Origin of the sequence: Agromyces zhanjiangensis (genome assembly GCF_040496055.1) — a bacterium.
GTDB lineage: Bacteria > Actinomycetota > Actinomycetes > Actinomycetales > Microbacteriaceae > Agromyces > Agromyces zhanjiangensis.
The window spans coordinates 117,135-132,854 of the sequence record NZ_JBEPKB010000006.1; the positions used below are offsets into that span (position 1 = coordinate 117,135).

A 15,720-nucleotide genomic window follows, 5' to 3' on the forward strand; every position below is an offset into this window, starting at 1 on the left:
CCACACTGATCGCCATGGACATCCTCCTCCTCGTCATCGGGCTCGTCGTCGGCGGCGTCCTCGGCGCCCTCGTCATGCACGTCGTCGCGCAGCGCCGCACCCCGGGCGAGGCGACCCCCGTCGAAGACCCGGCGCTCGTCGAGGCGCGGCACGAGCGGGCCCTGCTCGAGCAGCGGGCCGCCGCCGACACCGAGCGGGCACGGGTGCTCGCCGAGCAGCAGGCCGTCCAGGCGGCGCTGCGCGCCGAACTCGCCGCCGCCGAGGCCGCCGCCGCCGGGCTGCGCGAGCAGGTGGAGCAGCAGGGGCAGCGCCAGCGGGAGCTCCTCGACCAGCAGCGGCTCGACCAGGCCGAGCGCAGCGAGCGCGAGCGCCGGGAGAGCGCCGTCCTGCAGGCGCTGAGCCCCGTGCGCGAGACGCTGTCGACGATGCAGCGCAAGGTGTCCGAACTCGAGCAGCAGCGGAGCGAGCAGTACGGCTCGATCGCCGAGCAGCTCAAGCGCGCGCAGCTCTCCGACGCGGAGCTCCGTGCGACGACCGAATCGCTTGCGAGCGCTCTTCGGCACAACAGCACGCGGGGCGTCTGGGGCGAGACGCAGCTGCGCCGCGTCGTCGAGGCCGCCGGCCTCACCCAGCACGTCGACTTCGAGCTGCAGACCCAGGTCACGACCGACCAGGGCCGCGGGCGCCCCGACATGGTCGTGAACCTGCCCGGCGGCAAGTACATCCCGCTCGACTCGAAGGTCCCGCTCGAGCACTACCTCGAGGCGTCGAGCATCCCTGAGACGGCCATCGGAGAAGAGGGCGCGCGACGCAAGTCGCTCATCGAGAAGCACGTCAAGGCGATGCGCTCGCACATCGACGCGCTCGGCAAGAAGACCTACTGGGAGGGGCTCGCCGCGAGCCCGGAGTTCGTGATCGCGTTCATCCCGAACGAGTCGCTGCTGTCGGCCGCCCTCGAGGCCGACGCCGGACTGCTCAACTACGCGTTCGAGCGTCGGGTCGCGCTGGCCTCACCGGTGAACCTGTTCGCCGTGCTGAAGACGATCGACTACGCGTGGCAGCAGCAGGCCGTCTCCGACGAGGCGAAGAAGCTGTTCGACCTCGGCACGACGCTCTACCAGCGCATCGGCGTGCTCGCCGGGCACGCCGACTCGCTCCGCAAGGCGATCGAGCGCACCGTCGACAGCTACAACAAGTTCGCGAGTTCCCTCGAATCGCGGGTGCTCGTCACCGCTCGCCAGTTCCCTGGCATCAACGAGACGAAGCTCTCCCTCGTCGAGGAGCCGGCGCCCATCCACGAGTCCCCGCGGCGGCTGTCGGCACCCGAGCTGACGGAGAGGCAGCCGTTCGGAGCGGGCTCCGAGCCGGCCAGCGCGACCGGGGCCGATCCGGGCACGTCCCGTCCGACTGCTCACGCGGTCGACTCCACGGACGACGACGAATTGCCGATCGACGACGGCTTCGACGGCGCCGACCTCGACGAGCACATCCGACGGTCCACGTCCTCCTGAGCGCGTACCGCTCGGCTCGTCCGAGTCCCGGGTTCCTGATCGGTTCCGAGGGCGGCGCGCTCAGCCCGCGAGCACGCTGAGCACGTTGCCAGCGGGATCGCGGAACCAGGCGATATCCGGCCCGGTGCCGGTTGCGGAGCCGCGATTGATACCGCGCTCGTCGGTGCCGAACGACTCCTCGCCCGAGTAGATCTTCGTGACCACCCCGGCCGAGTTCAGTTCGTCGACGGCGCGGTCGATGTCGTCGACGACGAGGTTGAGCATGGTGTACCTCGCCGGCTCGTGCGCCTCGGTCGGGTACAGCAGCACGCCCTGTCCGGATGGCAGGCGGATCGTCAACCCGCCGGCGCCCGGCGCGTCCTCGACGGTCAGGCCCAACGTCATCCCGTAGAACTCGCGGGCCGCATCGACGTCGTCGACGCTGAAGCCCGAGAAGGCGTCCCGGATCGTGATCATCTTCGCTCCTCCGGTTCGGTGAGAGCATCAGCCTGCCAGAGTCGGGTGAGCCCGGTCAGGGGGTTGTGCCGGGAGACGGCGGCGCTCGACCCTCATCCGTTTCGACCGCACGCCCGGCATCGGCACCGTCGTCCCCGGCCGCGGCGGGACGCGGCGGGTGCGGCTCGTCCACCGGCGGTGCGAACCCGGCCACGGCCTCGGCGCCCGTCACCTGCGTGGCATCCATCCGGCCGTCGTCGAGCGGGTGCGCGAGCTCGTCCTGGCCGAGCCGCGCCGTGGCGAGCGTCAGGATCGCCAGGATCGGCGGCACCGCACCCGCGATCAGGAACGCCGGCGCCAGGCCCAGCCACTCGCCCACCGGCCCCGCGATGGCCATCGACAACGGCATCAGCGCGAGCGAGACGAAGAAGTCGAGGCTCGAGACGCGTCCGAGCATGGCCGGCGGCACCCGCCGCTGGAGCAGTGTTCCCCACACGACCTGTCCCGCATCGAACAGGAATCCGCAGGCGAACGTCGCGACGACCATGACCCAGAGCCACGGTGTCACGCCGATCAGGGCCAACGGCAGGCAGCCGAAACCCCACGCGAGGATCATGAGCGTGAGATAGCGACGCGGCAGCCGGAACGACGACACCAGCAGGGACCCGACGGCGCCGCCGATGCCGAACGACGCGAGCACCAGCGCGAACTCCCCGGCGCCCCCACCCGTCTGGTCGCGGACCGCGAACGGGATGAGCACCTCGATGGGCCCGACCACGACGAGCACGAGCAGGATCGAGAACGCGAGCGTCGCGAAGAGCCACCGCGTGCGCAACAGGTAGGCGAAGCCGTCGCGCAGGTCGACCGCCATCTGCCGGAGCGGGTGGGAGTCCGACTCCTCCAGGTCGCGCCGCAACGGCGTGGTCCGCATGACCGCGAGCGCGACGATCGCGACCACCTGCAGCGCGCCGACGACGAGGAAGGCGAGCCACGGCCCCTCCACCGCGATCAGCACGCTCGCGAGCGCCGGGCCGGCGGCGTTCTGCGCGACGGGTCGCAGCGCGCCCTCCACGCCGTTCGCCGCGAGCAGCTGCTCGGCGGGCAGCAGCGCCGGGAGCCAGGCCGAGTACGCCGGGTAGAAGAACCCGTCGGCCACGCCGAGGACGAAGGAGAGCGCCGCGAGGTGCCACACCTCGATGAGCCCGCTCGCCGCGAGCAGGCCCGCGACCGCGAACACGACCGCTCGCGCGGCCTCGATGGCGAGGAGGATGCCGCGCTGCGGCATCCGGTCGGCGACGACGCCGCCGATGAGCACGGCGAGGACCAGCCCCAGGCTCGCGCCGACGGCCACGATCGAGAGGTCGATCGGCGTTCCGCCGAGCTCGATGACCTGCCACGCGGCAGCGACGATCCACGCCCCGGCTGAGAGCAACGACGCGGCGAGGGCGACGACCAGCCGTCGGTACTGGGCCGAGGAGAACGGCCGCAGCGCGCGCGGCAACCGGGTCTCCGAGGTCACCCGACCAGTCTGGAGCACTCCCCCGACATCGGACAGGTGCGTCCGCTCACGGCAGAGCCGCCCGACCCGTCGCCGGCGTCGTCAGCGGCCGGGACCGTCAGCGGTCGGCGTCGTCGAGCCACTTCTCGACGAGGTGGTCGGCGACGATGCGGCGGATGGTGCCCGACCGGCCGCGCAGCACGATCGACTCGGTGCGGATGATCGGGCCCTTCTTGCGCACCCCGTCGACGAGCTCGCCGTCGGTCACGCCCGTCGCGACGAAGAACGTGTTGTCGCTGCGCACCAGGTCGTCGAGCTCGTACACCTGGTCGCAGTCCAGGCCCGCGGCCTCGCCGCGTGCACGCTCCTCGTCGTCCTTCGGTGCGAGCCGGCCCTGCATGAACCCGCCCAGCGCCTTGATCGCGCACGCCGTCGTGATGCCCTCCGGGCTGCCGCCGATGCCCACGCACATGTCGATCCGCGACTCGTACCGTGCCGCGTTGATCCCGCCGGCCACGTCGCCGTCCGAGATCAGCCGCGTGCCTGCACCCGCCTCGCGGATCTCCGCGATCAGCTGCTCGTGCCGCGGACGGTTCAGCACCGCCACGCGGAGCTCGCCGACCTCCTTGCCCTTGGCCTTCGCCAGCGCACGCAGGTTCTCCCCGATCGGCTTGCGGATGTCGACCACGCCGTGCCCCGAGGCATCCGTGACGATCTTGTCCATGTAGAACACCGACGACGCATCGAGCATCGTGCCCCGGTCGGCGACCGCGATCACCGACAGCGCGTTCTGCCGGCCCGCCGCGGTCAACGACGTCCCGTCGATCGGGTCCACAGCGATGTCGCACGCCGGCCCGCGCCCGTTGCCGACCCGCTCGCCGTTGAAGAGCATGGGCGCCTCGTCCTTCTCGCCCTCGCCGATCACCACGACCCCGTCGAAGTTCACCGTGCCGAGGAACGCGCGCATCGCATCGACCGCGGCACCGTCCGCGGCGAGCTTCTCACCGCGGCCGATCCACGGGTACGAGCGGATGGCGGCCGCCTCGGTCGCCCGGACCAGCTCGAGCGCGATGTTGCGGTCGGGGTGCAGGTAGAGGCTGTCGTGTTCGCTGCTCGCCATCGAGGGGTCCTCCTGGTTCATCGGTGCCGCGCCCGCACGGCTCGAAACGGCCGGGGCGCCTGTCTTCGAGCCTACTGACGGGGGTGCCGGAACGGGCCGGTGCGGCCCGGATCGGGCGTGAAAGTTCGTGCATTCTTAACGGGGCTCGCCGACCGCCGGGTCAGGGGAGCGAGTCGACCGATCCGATGCGCCACGAGTGTCCGGGGCCGAGTCGCGCGCCCGGCCCGAGGTCGCACGGCGTCACCGCGGTGAGGAACACGGCCACCCGTTCGGCGCACAGGTCGTCGAGCCCGAACACGCGGCCGAGCGGGATCCCGGCGGCCGCGAGCCGCTCGGATTCCCAGGCCGACTGCGGCGCCAGGCGCGCCTGCATCCATCCGCCGAGCGCGCGGACGGCGCCCGCCGTGAGCACGCCCTCGGGCGCGCCGCCGATGCCGATCACGAGGTCGAGGTCGCCATCCGGGCGGACGGCGCGCAGGCATCGCTCGACGTCGCCGTGCACGAAGCGCTCGACCCGCGCCCCGGTCGCCTCCGATGCCTCCGCGACCGCCGCGTTCCGGGGCCGGTCCTGCACGGCGACCCGCACGTCCGACACGGGCACGCCGCGAACCTCCGCGATTCGGGCGATCGCCTCGCGGACCGGCGCGTCGATGTCGAGCCCGGGCACGCGCGAGACGAGCTTCGCCATGTAGTGCGCCGGCCCGATGTCGAGCAATCCGTCGCGCGGCGCGACCGCGAGGATCGCCATCGCCCCGGGAAGGCCGGCCGCAGCGAGGCTCGTGCCGTCGACCGGGTCGACCGCGACGTCCACGGCCGGTCCGGCGCCGGTCCCGAACCGCTCGCCGAGGTGGAGCATGGGCGCCTCGTCCTTCTCCCCCTCGCCCACGGCGACCCGCCCGTCGACGGCGAGCCCGGCGAGCGCCGAGCGCATCGCGGCGACCGCGACGCCGTCCACCGCGTCGCGGTCGCCCGAGCCGACCATGGGCACCGCGGCGAGCGCGGCGGCCCGCACCGCCCCGGCGAACCCGTCGGCGAGGTCCTCCTCGCGGCCCTGGGCTGCCTCGACCTCCTCGACCGCTCGATCCGGCTCGAACGGCTCCGTCTCCCGCTGCACGCCCCAATCCTGCCGCGCGAGCGCGGCATCCGGCACCCCTTGCGCGATCGCACCTGAGGTGTGCTCGACACGTCGGTAGACTCGTGCCGATCCCACTCACCTCCGAAGGAGCAAGGTATGCCCATCGCAACGCCCGAGCAGTACGCCGAGATGCTGGACACCGCCAAGGCCAAGGGTTTCGCCTTCCCGGCGTTCAACGTCTCGAGCTCGCAGACTCTCAACGCGGTCCTGCAGGGCCTGACCGAGTCGGGCTCCGACGGGATCATCCAGGTGACCACCGGCGGGGCCGACTACTTCGCCGGTCACACCGTCAAGGCTCGCGCGACGGGCGCCCTCGCGTTCGCACGGTTCGCGACCGAGGTCGCGAAGTCCTACCCCGTGACCGTCGCGCTGCACACCGACCACTGCCCGAAGAACGCGCTCGACGACTTCGTGTTCCCGCTCATCGCCGCCTCCGAGGAGGAGGTCAAGGCCGGTCGCAACCCCATCTTCCAGTCGCACATGTGGGACGGCTCGGCCGTGCCCCTCGAGGAGAACCTCCAGATCGCGAAGGAGATCCTCCCGCGCATGAAGGCGATCAACGCCATCCTCGAGGTCGAGATCGGCGTCGTCGGCGGCGAAGAGGACGGCGTCAAGCACGAGGGCTCCAACGAGGCGCTCTACACGACGCTCGCCGACGCGATCTCGACCGTCGAGGCGCTCGGCCTCGGCGAGCAGGGCCGCTACATGGCCGCCCTCACGTTCGGCAACGTGCACGGCGTCTACGCGCCCGGCAACGTGAAGCTCCGCCCGGCGCTCCTGAAGGAGATCCAGGACGGCCTCGCCGCCAAGTACGGCACCGGCGAGAAGCCGCTCGACCTCGTCTTCCACGGCGGCTCCGGCTCGACCGACGCCGAGATCGCCGAGGCGGTCGCGAACGGCGTCGTGAAGATGAACATCGACACCGACACGCAGTACGCGTTCACCCGGTCGATCGCCGGCTACATGTTCGCCAACTACGACGGCGTCCTGAAGGTCGACGGCTCGGTCGGCAACAAGAAGCAGTACGACCCGCGCGCGTGGGGCAAGGTCGCCGAGTCCGCCATGGCGGTCCGCGTCGGCGAGTCGACCCGCCAGCTCGGCTCGGCCGGCAACTCGCTCACGGCGTAGGGCGACGGATGACGCAGGACGAGGCGGCTCGGAACGAGACGCAGGGGCGCCCCGGCGACGGCGACGCTCCCCCGGCGCGCGACGAGCGGCCTCGCCCGCAGTACGGCGAGTACGCGCCCGAGGGCTGGTCGTGGCAGCCGCCCGGTGACGAGCGAGCGGATGCCGCGGCGCCCGCACCGGCCGCGCCGCCCCCGCCGCCCGCCGCCGCGCAGGCGCGCACGACCGCGCCGGGCGCGGACGATGCCGCAGCGCGGAAGCCGCGCACGACGGACCGGTTCTTCACGATCCTGCTGCTCGCGCTCGGCGCGATCGGCGCGTGGAACACGTCGGTGAGCCTCCAGCAGCTGCCCGGCGCCATCCAGTCCGTGTACGCCGACCAGGGCGTCGGCGCCTACTCGCCTCAGCCGTGGCTGCCGACGCTCGCGCTGATCGGCACGGTCTTCATGCTGGCGCTCTACGCGGCGGTGCTCGGCTGGTCGATCATGCGCCTCCGCGCGCGGAAGCTCGCGTTCTGGGTGCCGCTCGTGGGTGGCGCCGCGGCGTTCCTCGCGACGATGGTGCTGACCTCGATCGTGTTCTTCACGGACCCGACGTTCCAGGCCTACCTGGAGCGCATGACGGGCGTCTGACGTCGTCGCGCACCGCCGTGCGGCGCCCTCGGCCCGCGCGCGGCGGCGCGCCGCGTCGCGCGCTCAGGCGGTGGCACCCGCCCGGTTGCGCCCGCCGATCGCGCGGGCGTCGCGGTTGCCCTGCAGGTCCTTGCGGAGCTCCTTCGGCAGCGAGAACATCAGGTCCTCCTCGGCCGTCTTGACCTCCTCGACCTCGCCGAAGCCGGCGTCCTCGAGCTCGAGGAGCACCTCCTTGACGAGCCCCTCGGGCACGGACGCGCCGCTCGTGACGCCGACCGTCTCGACGCCCTCGAGCCACTCCTGCTTCACCTCGGTGGAGTAGTCGACCCGGTAGGCGGCCTTCGCACCGTACTCGAGGGCGACCTCGACGAGGCGCACGCTGTTCGACGAGTTGGCCGAGCCGACCACGATCACGAGGTCGGCGTCCTGTGCGACCTTCTTGATCGCGACCTGGCGGTTCTGCGTGGCGTAGCAGATGTCGTCGGAGGGCGGGTCCTGCAGGTTGGGGAACCGCTCGCGCAGGCGGCGCACGGTCTCCATGGTCTCGTCCACGCTCAGCGTGGTCTGCGAGAGCCAGACGACCTTCTCGGGGTCGCGCACCTCGATGTTCGCCACGTCGTCGGGGCTGTTGACGAGCGTGACGTGGTCGGGCGCCTCGCCGGCGGTGCCCTCGACCTCCTCATGGCCCTCGTGGCCGATGAGCAGGATCTCGTAGTCGTCGCGCGCGAAGCGCACGGCCTCGCGGTGGACCTTGGTGACGAGCGGGCACGTCGCGTCGATCGCGTGCAGGCCGCGCTCGGCGGCGGAGTTCACGACCGCGGGCGAGACGCCGTGCGCGCTGAACACCACATGGGCGCCCTCGGGCACCTCGTCGACCTCCTCGACGAAGATCGCGCCGCGCTTCTCGAGCTCGGTCACGACGTGGATGTTGTGCACGATCTGCTTGCGCACGTACACGGGTGCGCCGTAGTGGTCGAGCGCCTTCTCGACGGCGATCACCGCCCGGTCGACGCCCGCGCAGTACCCGCGCGGCGCCGCGAGCAGCACCTTCTTCGGTCCGGGGGCGGGGATATCCTTGAGCCGGCCGCGCACGCTCGGGATCCGAGGCATGCCGAGGTCGATTCGCGGGGCATCCGTCAAGCTCGTCACGGATGCCATCCTACGCGGGCGGTGATGACGGGCTGCTGGGAGGCGCATGGCCGAGGGACCGACGACCCGCGAGACGCCGTGGCCCGTCTCAGTGCTCTCGGCGAAGCTCAAGGAGTACCTCGACCGCCTCGGCACCGTCTGGATCGAGGGCGAGATCACGCAGTGGGGCGTGTCCGCGGGCAACGTCTACGGGAAGCTGAAGGACCTCGAGACCGATGCCACGGTCTCGTTCACGATCTGGTCGTCGACGCGCGCGAAGCTCACCGAGCAGTTCAAGGCGGGCGACCACGCCGTCGCACTCGTCAAGCCCAACTGGTGGGTCAAGGGCGGTTCGCTCACCATGCAGGTGTTCGACCTGCGGCACGTCGGCCTCGGCGACCTGCTCGAGCGTCTCGAACGGCTGCGTGCGCAGCTCGCGGGCGAGGGCCTGTTCGCGGCCGACCGCAAGCGGCGGCTGCCGTTCCTGCCGCAGGTCATCGGCCTCGTCACGGGCAAGGACAGCGACGCCGAGCAGGACGTGGTCCGCAACGCGCGCCTGCGCTGGCCCGCGGTCGAGTTCCGGATGGCGTACGCGGCGGTCCAGGGCGACCGGTGCGCGCCCGAGGTGGCGGGCGCCATCCGGCGCCTCGATGCCGACCCCGAGGTCGACGTGATCATCGTCGCGCGCGGCGGCGGCGACTTCCAGAACCTGCTCGGGTTCAGCGACGAGCGCGTCGTGCGGGCCGCGGCCGCGGCATCCACCCCCCTCGTCAGCGCGATCGGCCACGAGGCCGACCGCCCGCTGCTCGACGAGGTCGCCGACCTCCGGGCGTCGACGCCGACGGATGCCGCGAAGCGCGTCGTGCCGGACGTGGCGGAGGAGCTCATCCGGGTCGAGCAGGCCCGCGCCCGCCTGCGCATGCGCGTCACCACGCTCGTGAACCACGAGATCGACCGGCTCGGTCACCTGCGCAGCCGCCCGGCGCTCGCCGACCCGGGTTGGATGGTCGACCGACGTGCCGAGGAGGTCACCCGGTGGGTGGCGCGCGGCAGCGAATTGGCCGAGCGAGCGATCGAACGCGCCGCCGTCCGGACCGCCGAGCTCCGGTCCCAGCTGCGCGCGCTCTCGCCGCTCGCGACGCTGCAGCGCGGATACGCGATCGTGCAGCGTGAGCACGACGGCGTGCTGACGAGCCCCGAGCAGGCGCCGGAGGGCACCGCACTCCGGATCACGCTCGCCGAGGGCCGTCTCGCGGCGACATCTCGGGGAGCGGTCGGCGAGGCCGAATAGAATGCCCTCCATGCCCCCCACCTCCACGGATGTCGCCGAGCTCAGCTACGAGCAGGCACGCGACGAGCTCGTGCGCGTCGTCGCCGAGCTCGAGCAGGGTTCGGCGACGCTCGAGCAGTCGCTCGCGCTGTGGGAACGTGGCGAGGCGCTCGCACAGCGCTGCGAGGAGTGGCTGGTCGGGGCCAAGGCACGCCTCGACGCGGCGCGCGCCGGTGCCGCCGGCCGGGGCGCCCGTGCGACGACCGACTCGCTCGACCTCGACGGCGGCGAGGCCTGATGGCCGCGCGCGCCCCGCGGGTCGTCGCCGAGCTCGGCCGCCCCGAGACCCCGCAGGAGACCGCCGACCGGAGGGCCGAGCAGTCCCGCAAGCACCGCGAACGGCAGACGCTGCGCAATCTCATCGGCTCGCTCCTCGCGTGCGTCGCGGCGGTCGCGCTCATCGTGCTCCTCGTACCGCGCAGCGACACCCCGATCGATCGCGACATCGACGTGGCCGCGGTCGCCGCGCAGGCGCAGGTCGGGATCGAGGCTCCGCTCGCGGTGCCCGAGTTGCCCGACGACTGGCGCTCGAACGCCGCGGAGCTCCGCACGCGCGACGCCGACGGCGTCACCGCGTGGTACGCCGGCTACCTCACGCCGACCGACGAGTACGCGGGCATGTACCAGGGGCTCGGCGCCAACCCGACCTGGACGGCCGACCTGCTGAAGAACACGATCGCCACCGGGGTCGTCACCGTCGACGGCGTCGAGTGGACCGTCTACGACAACCGCGAGACCGACGCCGACGTCGGCAATGCGCGGTACGGATTGGTGGCCGAGGCCGGCGAGAGCACCTTCGTGCTCCTCGGCACCGCGACCCCCGAGGAGTTCGAGACCCTCGCCGGCGCGCTCGCGCCGGCGATCGACGCACAGCGCTGAGAGGAGCGGCCGTGAGCAAGTCCGCACCCGCACGACCGACCACCCCCGCCGAGACGTGGCGCGAGCTGCGCGCCGGCAATGCCCGGTTCGTGGCCGGAACGCCCCTGCACCCCCGACAGGACGTCGATCGCCGCACCGAGCTCGCGAACCACCAGCGCCCGCTCGTCGCCATCTTCGGCTGCAGCGACTCGCGCCTGTCCGCCGAGATCATCTTCGACGTCGGCCTCGGGGACGCATTCGTGGTGCGCAACGCCGGACAGGTGCCCTCGGACTCGGTGCTCGGCTCGCTCGAGTACGCCGTGGCCGTCCTCGGCGTCCCGCTCATCCTCGTCCTCGGCCACGACGAGTGCGGTGCGGTGCGCGCCGCGATCGACTCGCAGGCCGAGGACGCCGCGCCGCTGCCCGCTCACATCCGCGGCATCGTCGACGAGATCGTGCCCGCCGTGCGCAAGGTCGCCGGGGTCGAGGACGGGCCGATCGCGCCCGACCACCTCGACGCCGGGTACGTCGGGCGCGAGCACCTCCGGAACGCCGTGTCGCAGTTGCTGGAGCGCTCCGAGGTGATCAGCGACGCGATCGCAGCGGGTACGCTGGCTGTCGTCGGCGCGAACTACCGCCTGCTCGAGGGCCGCGCCGAGACCGACGTCGTCGTCGGTCGCATCTGACGCCGCCGGCGGCATCCCACCGCCGCGCCGCACGTTCCGAATCGAAGGGGAGCACACCGTGGTGGACAACGCCGCCGACTACCGGATCGAACACGACACGATGGGCGAGGTGCGGGTCCCCGCAGCGGCGCTCTATCGCGCCCAGACGCAGCGCGCGGTCGAGAACTTCCCGATCTCGGGATCCGGCCTCGAGCCCGCCCAGATCGCGGCGCTCGCCCGCATCAAGAAGTCCGCGGCGCTCGCCAACGCGCGCCTCGGGGTCCTCGACCAGCAGCTCGCGCAGGCGATCGCCGACGCCGCCGACGAGGTCATCGCGGGTGCGCACGGCTTCACCGAGCACTTCCCGGTCGACGTCTACCAGACGGGCTCCGGCACGTCGTCGAACATGAACATGAACGAGGTGCTCGCGACGATCGCGACGCAGAAGCTCGGCAGCGCCGTCCACCCGAACGACCACGTCAACGCCTCGCAGTCCTCCAACGACGTCTTCCCGACGTCGGTGCACATCGCCGTGACGGCCGCGCTGTTCGACGACCTCATCCCGGCGCTCGACCACCTCGCGGTGGCGCTCGAGGCCAAGGCGGAGGCGTGGGCCGGCATCGTCAAGGCGGGTCGCACGCACCTCATGGACGCCACGCCGGTCACACTCGGCCAGGAGTTCGGCGGCTACGCCCGGCAGATCCGCCTCGGCATCGAGCGCGTCCGCACGGCGCTCCCCCGGGTCGCCGAGGTCCCGCTCGGCGGCACGGCGGTCGGCACGGGCATCAACACGCCCGCAGGCTTCCCCCAGCTCGTCATCGAGATGCTCCAGCAGGAGACCGAGCTGCCGATCACCGAGGCCGCCGACCACTTCGAGGCGCAGGCCAACCGCGACGGCCTCGTCGACGCGTCGGGCGCGCTGCGCACGATCGCGGTGAGCCTCACCAAGATCTGCAACGACCTCCGCTGGATGGGCTCCGGCCCGAACACGGGCCTCGGCGAGCTGTTCATCCCCGACCTCCAGCCGGGCTCGTCGATCATGCCCGGCAAGGTCAACCCCGTCGTTCCCGAAGCCGTCCTCATGGTCGCCTCGCGCGTCGTCGGCAACGACGCGACGATCGCGTGGGCCGGAGCATCGGGCTCGTTCGAGCTGAACGTGCAGATCCCCGTCATGGGCACCGCGCTCCTCGAGTCGATCCGCCTCCTCTCGAACTCGGTGCGCGTGCTCGCCGACAAGACGGTCGACGGCCTCCAGGTCAACGAGGCGCGCGCCACCGCCTTGGCCGGCATGTCGCCCTCGATCGTGACTCCGCTCAACAAGGCCATCGGCTACGAAGCGGCCGCGAAGATCGCGAAGCACTCGGTCGCCAAGGGCATCACGGTGCGCGAGGCCGTCGTCGACCTCGGCTACGTCGAGCGCGGCGAGGTCACTGAGGAGCAACTCGACGCCGCCCTCGACCTGCTCTCGATGACGCGTCCGCCGCAGCGGGGCTGAGCCCGCGACATCCGCCCTTAGTTCGCGACGGCCCCGGAACCCATCGGTTCCGGGGCCGTCGTCGTCGGTGGATCGCGTCAGGCGAGCTCGCCGCCGTCGAGCATCTCGGAGACGAGCGCGGCGATCGCCGATCGCTCGGACCGGGTCAGCGTGATGTGGGCGAACAGCGGATGCCCCTTCAGCGTCTCGATCACGCTCGCGACGCCGTCGTGGCGGCCGACGCGGAGGTTGTCGCGCTGCGCGACATCGTGCGTGAGCACCACGCGCGAGTTCTGCCCGACCCGGCTGAGGACGGTGAGCAGGACGTTGCGCTCGAGCGACTGCGCCTCGTCGACGATCACGTAGGCGTCGTGGAGCGACCGCCCGCGGATGTGCGTGAGCGGCAGCACCTCGAGGATGCCCCGGTCGACGACCTCGTCGAGCACGTTGTCGGAGACGAGGGCGCCGAGCGTGTCGAACACCGCCTGCGCCCAGGGGTTCATCTTCTCGCCCTGGTCGCCGGGCAGGTAGCCGAGCTCCTGGCCGCCCACTGCGTACAGCGGACGGAACACCATGATCTTCTTGTGCTGCTGGCGTTCGAGCACGGCTTCGAGCCCCGCGCACAGCGCGAGAGCGGACTTGCCGGTGCCGGCGCGACCGCCGAGCGACACGATGCCGATCTCGGGGTCGAGCAGCAGGTCGATGGCCAGGCGCTGCTCGGCCGATCGGCCGTGGACGCCGAAGGCCTCGCGGTCGCCGCGGACGAGTCGCACCTCGCGGTCGCCGACGACCCGAGCGAGCGCCGACCCCCGATCGGACTGGATCACGAGCCCGGTGTTCACGGGCATGCCCGCGGCCGCGTCGGTTTCCAGGTGCTCGTGCTCGTAGAGCTTCGCCATGTCGTTCGAGCCCAGGGCGACTTCGGCCATGCCGGTCCACCCCGAGTCGACGGCGAGCTCGGCGCGGTACTCCTGCGCGTCGAGGCCGATCGAGGCGGCCTTGATGCGCAGCGGGAGGTCCTTGGAGACGACCGTCACCGCGACGCCGTCGTTCGAGAGGTTCATCGCACAGGCGAGGATGCGCGAGTCGTTGTCGGCCAGCTGCAGCCCGCTCGGCAGGACCGACAGGCTCGAGTGGTTCAGTTCGACCCGGAGGGACCCGCCGTCCCCGACGGGGATCGGGAAGTCGAGTCGTTCGTGCTGCACGCGCAGGTCGTCGAGCAGCCGCAGTGCGGCGCGGGCGAAGTACCCGATCTCGGGATCGTTGCGCTTGGATTCGAGCTCCGTGATGACGACGACCGGCAGCACAACCGGGTGCTCCGCGAATCGGAACAGGGCACGCGGGTCCGAGAGCAGCACCGACGTGTCGAGCACGTAGGTCCGTTCGTCCTGCGCGGCACCCCCGGGTGTCGCCTCACCGGGACGACGCTGCTGCTGCGCGTCCGGCTCGACCGGTCCGAGGGGCTTGATGGGATCGACAGAGGTCACGACCGCTCCTGCCCCGAGCTCTCGCTCGGCTCACGCGCCGGCCGGCGATCCTCCCACGAGCGGTTCACGAGCCGACTCGACCGGGCGCCTTGCCCGATGTCCTGACGGTACGTCCGACGGGCGACATCCGCAGAAGCGACACGCGGCGCGACATCCGCTGTTCACAATCCCGGCTCAGTACGCGGCGGCGGTGTTGAACGAGACGAAGGCGCCCCGCAGCATCTCGACGGTCTCCTCGTCGAGCGCCGCGTGCACGCTCAGGCGCACCGTCCCGAGCCGCGTCGTCGTGGTGAGCCCGTGGTTGTGCAGCGACGCGGAGAGCACGGTCACCTGCTCGGGCTCGGGCTCCAGCACCACGATGCCGGCGCGCTCGCGCTCGTCGCGGGAACTCACCACCGGCACCGCGAACTCGTCGGCGAGGTCGATCACGCGGCTGACGTTCTCGGCCATGCGTGCGTTGACGGCCTCGACGCCCGCCTCGGCGAGCTCCTCGAGCGCGGCCGCGAACCGTGCCCCGGCGATCGGGTCGGGGTTCGACACGCGGAAGGCGCGCGCACCCGCCGCCGGCGGGGGCACCTCGTCCCACACCTCGTCGTCGTCGGTGCCGGTGTAGCCCGAGAACACGGGCGTGAGCTGCTCGGCCGCGCGCTCGGACAGGGCCATCACGCCCGTGCCCCACCCGGCGCGGCACCACTTCTGCCCGCCGGTGACGACGACGTCGGCGACCTCCCACGGTGCATCGACGATGCCGAAGCCCTGGATCGCGTCGACGATGAGGAGCCGATCGCCGATGACCTGGCGGATGCCCTCGAGGTCGCAGAGGTAGCCGGTGCGACTGTCGACGAGGCTCACCGCGACCGCCGCGACGTTCGCCTCGAGCTGGTCGCGGATCAGCCCCGGGGTCACCTTGCCGTGGTCGGTCTCCAGCCACGCGGGCTGCACCGAGTGCAGCGCCTCGTTGGCCCGAACCGCGGCGATCGGGACGCTCGGGAACTCCCCCCGGGAGAGGAGCACCGTGCCCGTGAGGCCGAACATCGCGTGCATGAGGCCGGTGGACGTGTTCGGGACCGCCACGACGCGGTCGGAGGCGATGCCGGTCAGGGCTGACGCCGCATCGCGCAGGCGGCGGTCCTGGTCGCGGAACGCATCCATGCTGCCGTGCCGGGCGCGCTCGAGCACCTGCGTGAACGCCAGCGTCTCCTCGGCCGCGACCCGGGCCAGCGGGCCGACGCGTGCGTAGTCGAGGTAGCCGGGCTCCTCGCTGAATCCGGCCAGGTAGTCGTCCATGCTCACGGGCGGTGCCCCCTTCTCCGAGGCATATC

General features: G+C 72.0%; 15 protein-coding genes. 8 read left to right on the plus strand and 7 right to left on the minus strand.

The genetic code is table 11. The features are described 5' to 3' along the window. Window positions 1-14 precede the first annotated feature (14 nt). Entirely contained in the window at window positions 15-1,511 is a 1,497-nt protein-coding gene (locus tag ABME02_RS12715) for a DNA recombination protein RmuC (protein ID WP_353815711.1), read from the plus strand. Window positions 1,512-1,571: 60 nt separating this feature from the next. Here ABME02_RS12715 and ABME02_RS12720 read toward each other — a convergent pair whose 3' ends face one another. The 4 genes from ABME02_RS12720 to ABME02_RS12735 form a co-directional block, all read right to left on the minus strand. Continuing rightward, complete coding sequence (locus ABME02_RS12720; protein ID WP_353815712.1) at window positions 1,572-1,967, minus strand: VOC family protein; 396 nt, start codon at window positions 1,965-1,967, stop codon at window positions 1,572-1,574. A 55-nt stretch (window positions 1,968-2,022) separates the two neighbouring features. After that, window positions 2,023-3,465 (minus strand): MFS transporter, encoded by a 1,443-nt coding sequence (locus ABME02_RS12725; RefSeq protein ID WP_353815713.1) that lies wholly within the window; start codon window positions 3,463-3,465, stop codon window positions 2,023-2,025. A 97-nt stretch (window positions 3,466-3,562) separates the two neighbouring features. Continuing rightward, window positions 3,563-4,564 (minus strand): class II fructose-bisphosphatase, encoded by a 1,002-nt coding sequence (gene glpX, locus ABME02_RS12730; protein WP_353815714.1) that lies wholly within the window; start codon window positions 4,562-4,564, stop codon window positions 3,563-3,565. A 160-nt stretch (window positions 4,565-4,724) separates the two neighbouring features. Then, window positions 4,725-5,678: a class II fructose-bisphosphatase family protein gene (locus ABME02_RS12735; RefSeq protein WP_353815715.1), complete on the minus strand. Its 954-nt coding sequence runs from the start codon at window positions 5,676-5,678 to the stop codon at window positions 4,725-4,727. Between the two features lie 117 nt (window positions 5,679-5,795). Between ABME02_RS12735 and fbaA the strand changes: the two genes are divergently transcribed. Further along, window positions 5,796-6,827 (plus strand): class II fructose-bisphosphate aldolase, encoded by a 1,032-nt coding sequence (fbaA, locus tag ABME02_RS12740; RefSeq protein ID WP_353815716.1) that lies wholly within the window; start codon window positions 5,796-5,798, stop codon window positions 6,825-6,827. 8 nt (window positions 6,828-6,835) lie between these two features. Further along, complete coding sequence (locus tag ABME02_RS12745; protein ID WP_353815717.1) at window positions 6,836-7,456, plus strand: DUF6264 family protein; 621 nt, start codon at window positions 6,836-6,838, stop codon at window positions 7,454-7,456. Between the two features lie 63 nt (window positions 7,457-7,519). Here ABME02_RS12745 and ABME02_RS12750 read toward each other — a convergent pair whose 3' ends face one another. Further along, a complete protein-coding gene (locus ABME02_RS12750; RefSeq protein ID WP_353815814.1) occupies window positions 7,520-8,566 on the minus strand; it encodes a 4-hydroxy-3-methylbut-2-enyl diphosphate reductase in 1,047 nt (348 codons plus the stop codon). A gap of 85 nt (window positions 8,567-8,651) precedes the next feature. On the opposite strand from ABME02_RS12750, the gene xseA reads away from it, so the two are divergent. The 5 genes from xseA to ABME02_RS12775 are packed head-to-tail and all read left to right on the plus strand — an operon-like array spanning window position 8,652 to window position 12,932. After that, entirely contained in the window at window positions 8,652-9,875 is a 1,224-nt protein-coding gene (gene xseA, locus ABME02_RS12755; protein WP_353815718.1) for an exodeoxyribonuclease VII large subunit, read from the plus strand. Window position 9,876: 1 nt separating this feature from the next. Further along, window positions 9,877-10,152: an exodeoxyribonuclease VII small subunit gene (locus ABME02_RS12760; protein ID WP_353815719.1), complete on the plus strand. Its 276-nt coding sequence runs from the start codon at window positions 9,877-9,879 to the stop codon at window positions 10,150-10,152. After that, a complete protein-coding gene (locus tag ABME02_RS12765) occupies window positions 10,152-10,793 on the plus strand; it encodes a DUF4245 domain-containing protein (RefSeq protein WP_353815720.1) in 642 nt (213 codons plus the stop codon). The genes ABME02_RS12760 and ABME02_RS12765 overlap by 1 nt, the downstream gene beginning before the upstream one ends. An 11-nt stretch (window positions 10,794-10,804) precedes the next feature. Continuing rightward, on the plus strand, window positions 10,805-11,458 hold the full coding sequence (locus ABME02_RS12770; RefSeq protein WP_353815721.1) for a carbonic anhydrase: 654 nt from the start codon (window positions 10,805-10,807) through the stop codon (window positions 11,456-11,458). Between the two features lie 58 nt (window positions 11,459-11,516). Next, entirely contained in the window at window positions 11,517-12,932 is a 1,416-nt protein-coding gene (locus ABME02_RS12775) for a class II fumarate hydratase (protein WP_353815722.1), read from the plus strand. A gap of 77 nt (window positions 12,933-13,009) precedes the next feature. Here ABME02_RS12775 and phoH2 read toward each other — a convergent pair whose 3' ends face one another. Together phoH2 and ABME02_RS12785 are read right to left on the minus strand one after the other, a co-directional pair. Beyond that, window positions 13,010-14,284: an RNA 5'-3' helicase PhoH2 gene (gene phoH2, locus ABME02_RS12780; RefSeq protein ID WP_436408269.1), complete on the minus strand. Its 1,275-nt coding sequence runs from the start codon at window positions 14,282-14,284 to the stop codon at window positions 13,010-13,012. A 288-nt stretch (window positions 14,285-14,572) separates the two neighbouring features. Further along, a complete protein-coding gene (locus tag ABME02_RS12785) occupies window positions 14,573-15,685 on the minus strand; it encodes an aminotransferase class V-fold PLP-dependent enzyme (protein WP_353815815.1) in 1,113 nt (370 codons plus the stop codon). Between the last annotated feature and the right edge of the window lie 35 nt (window positions 15,686-15,720).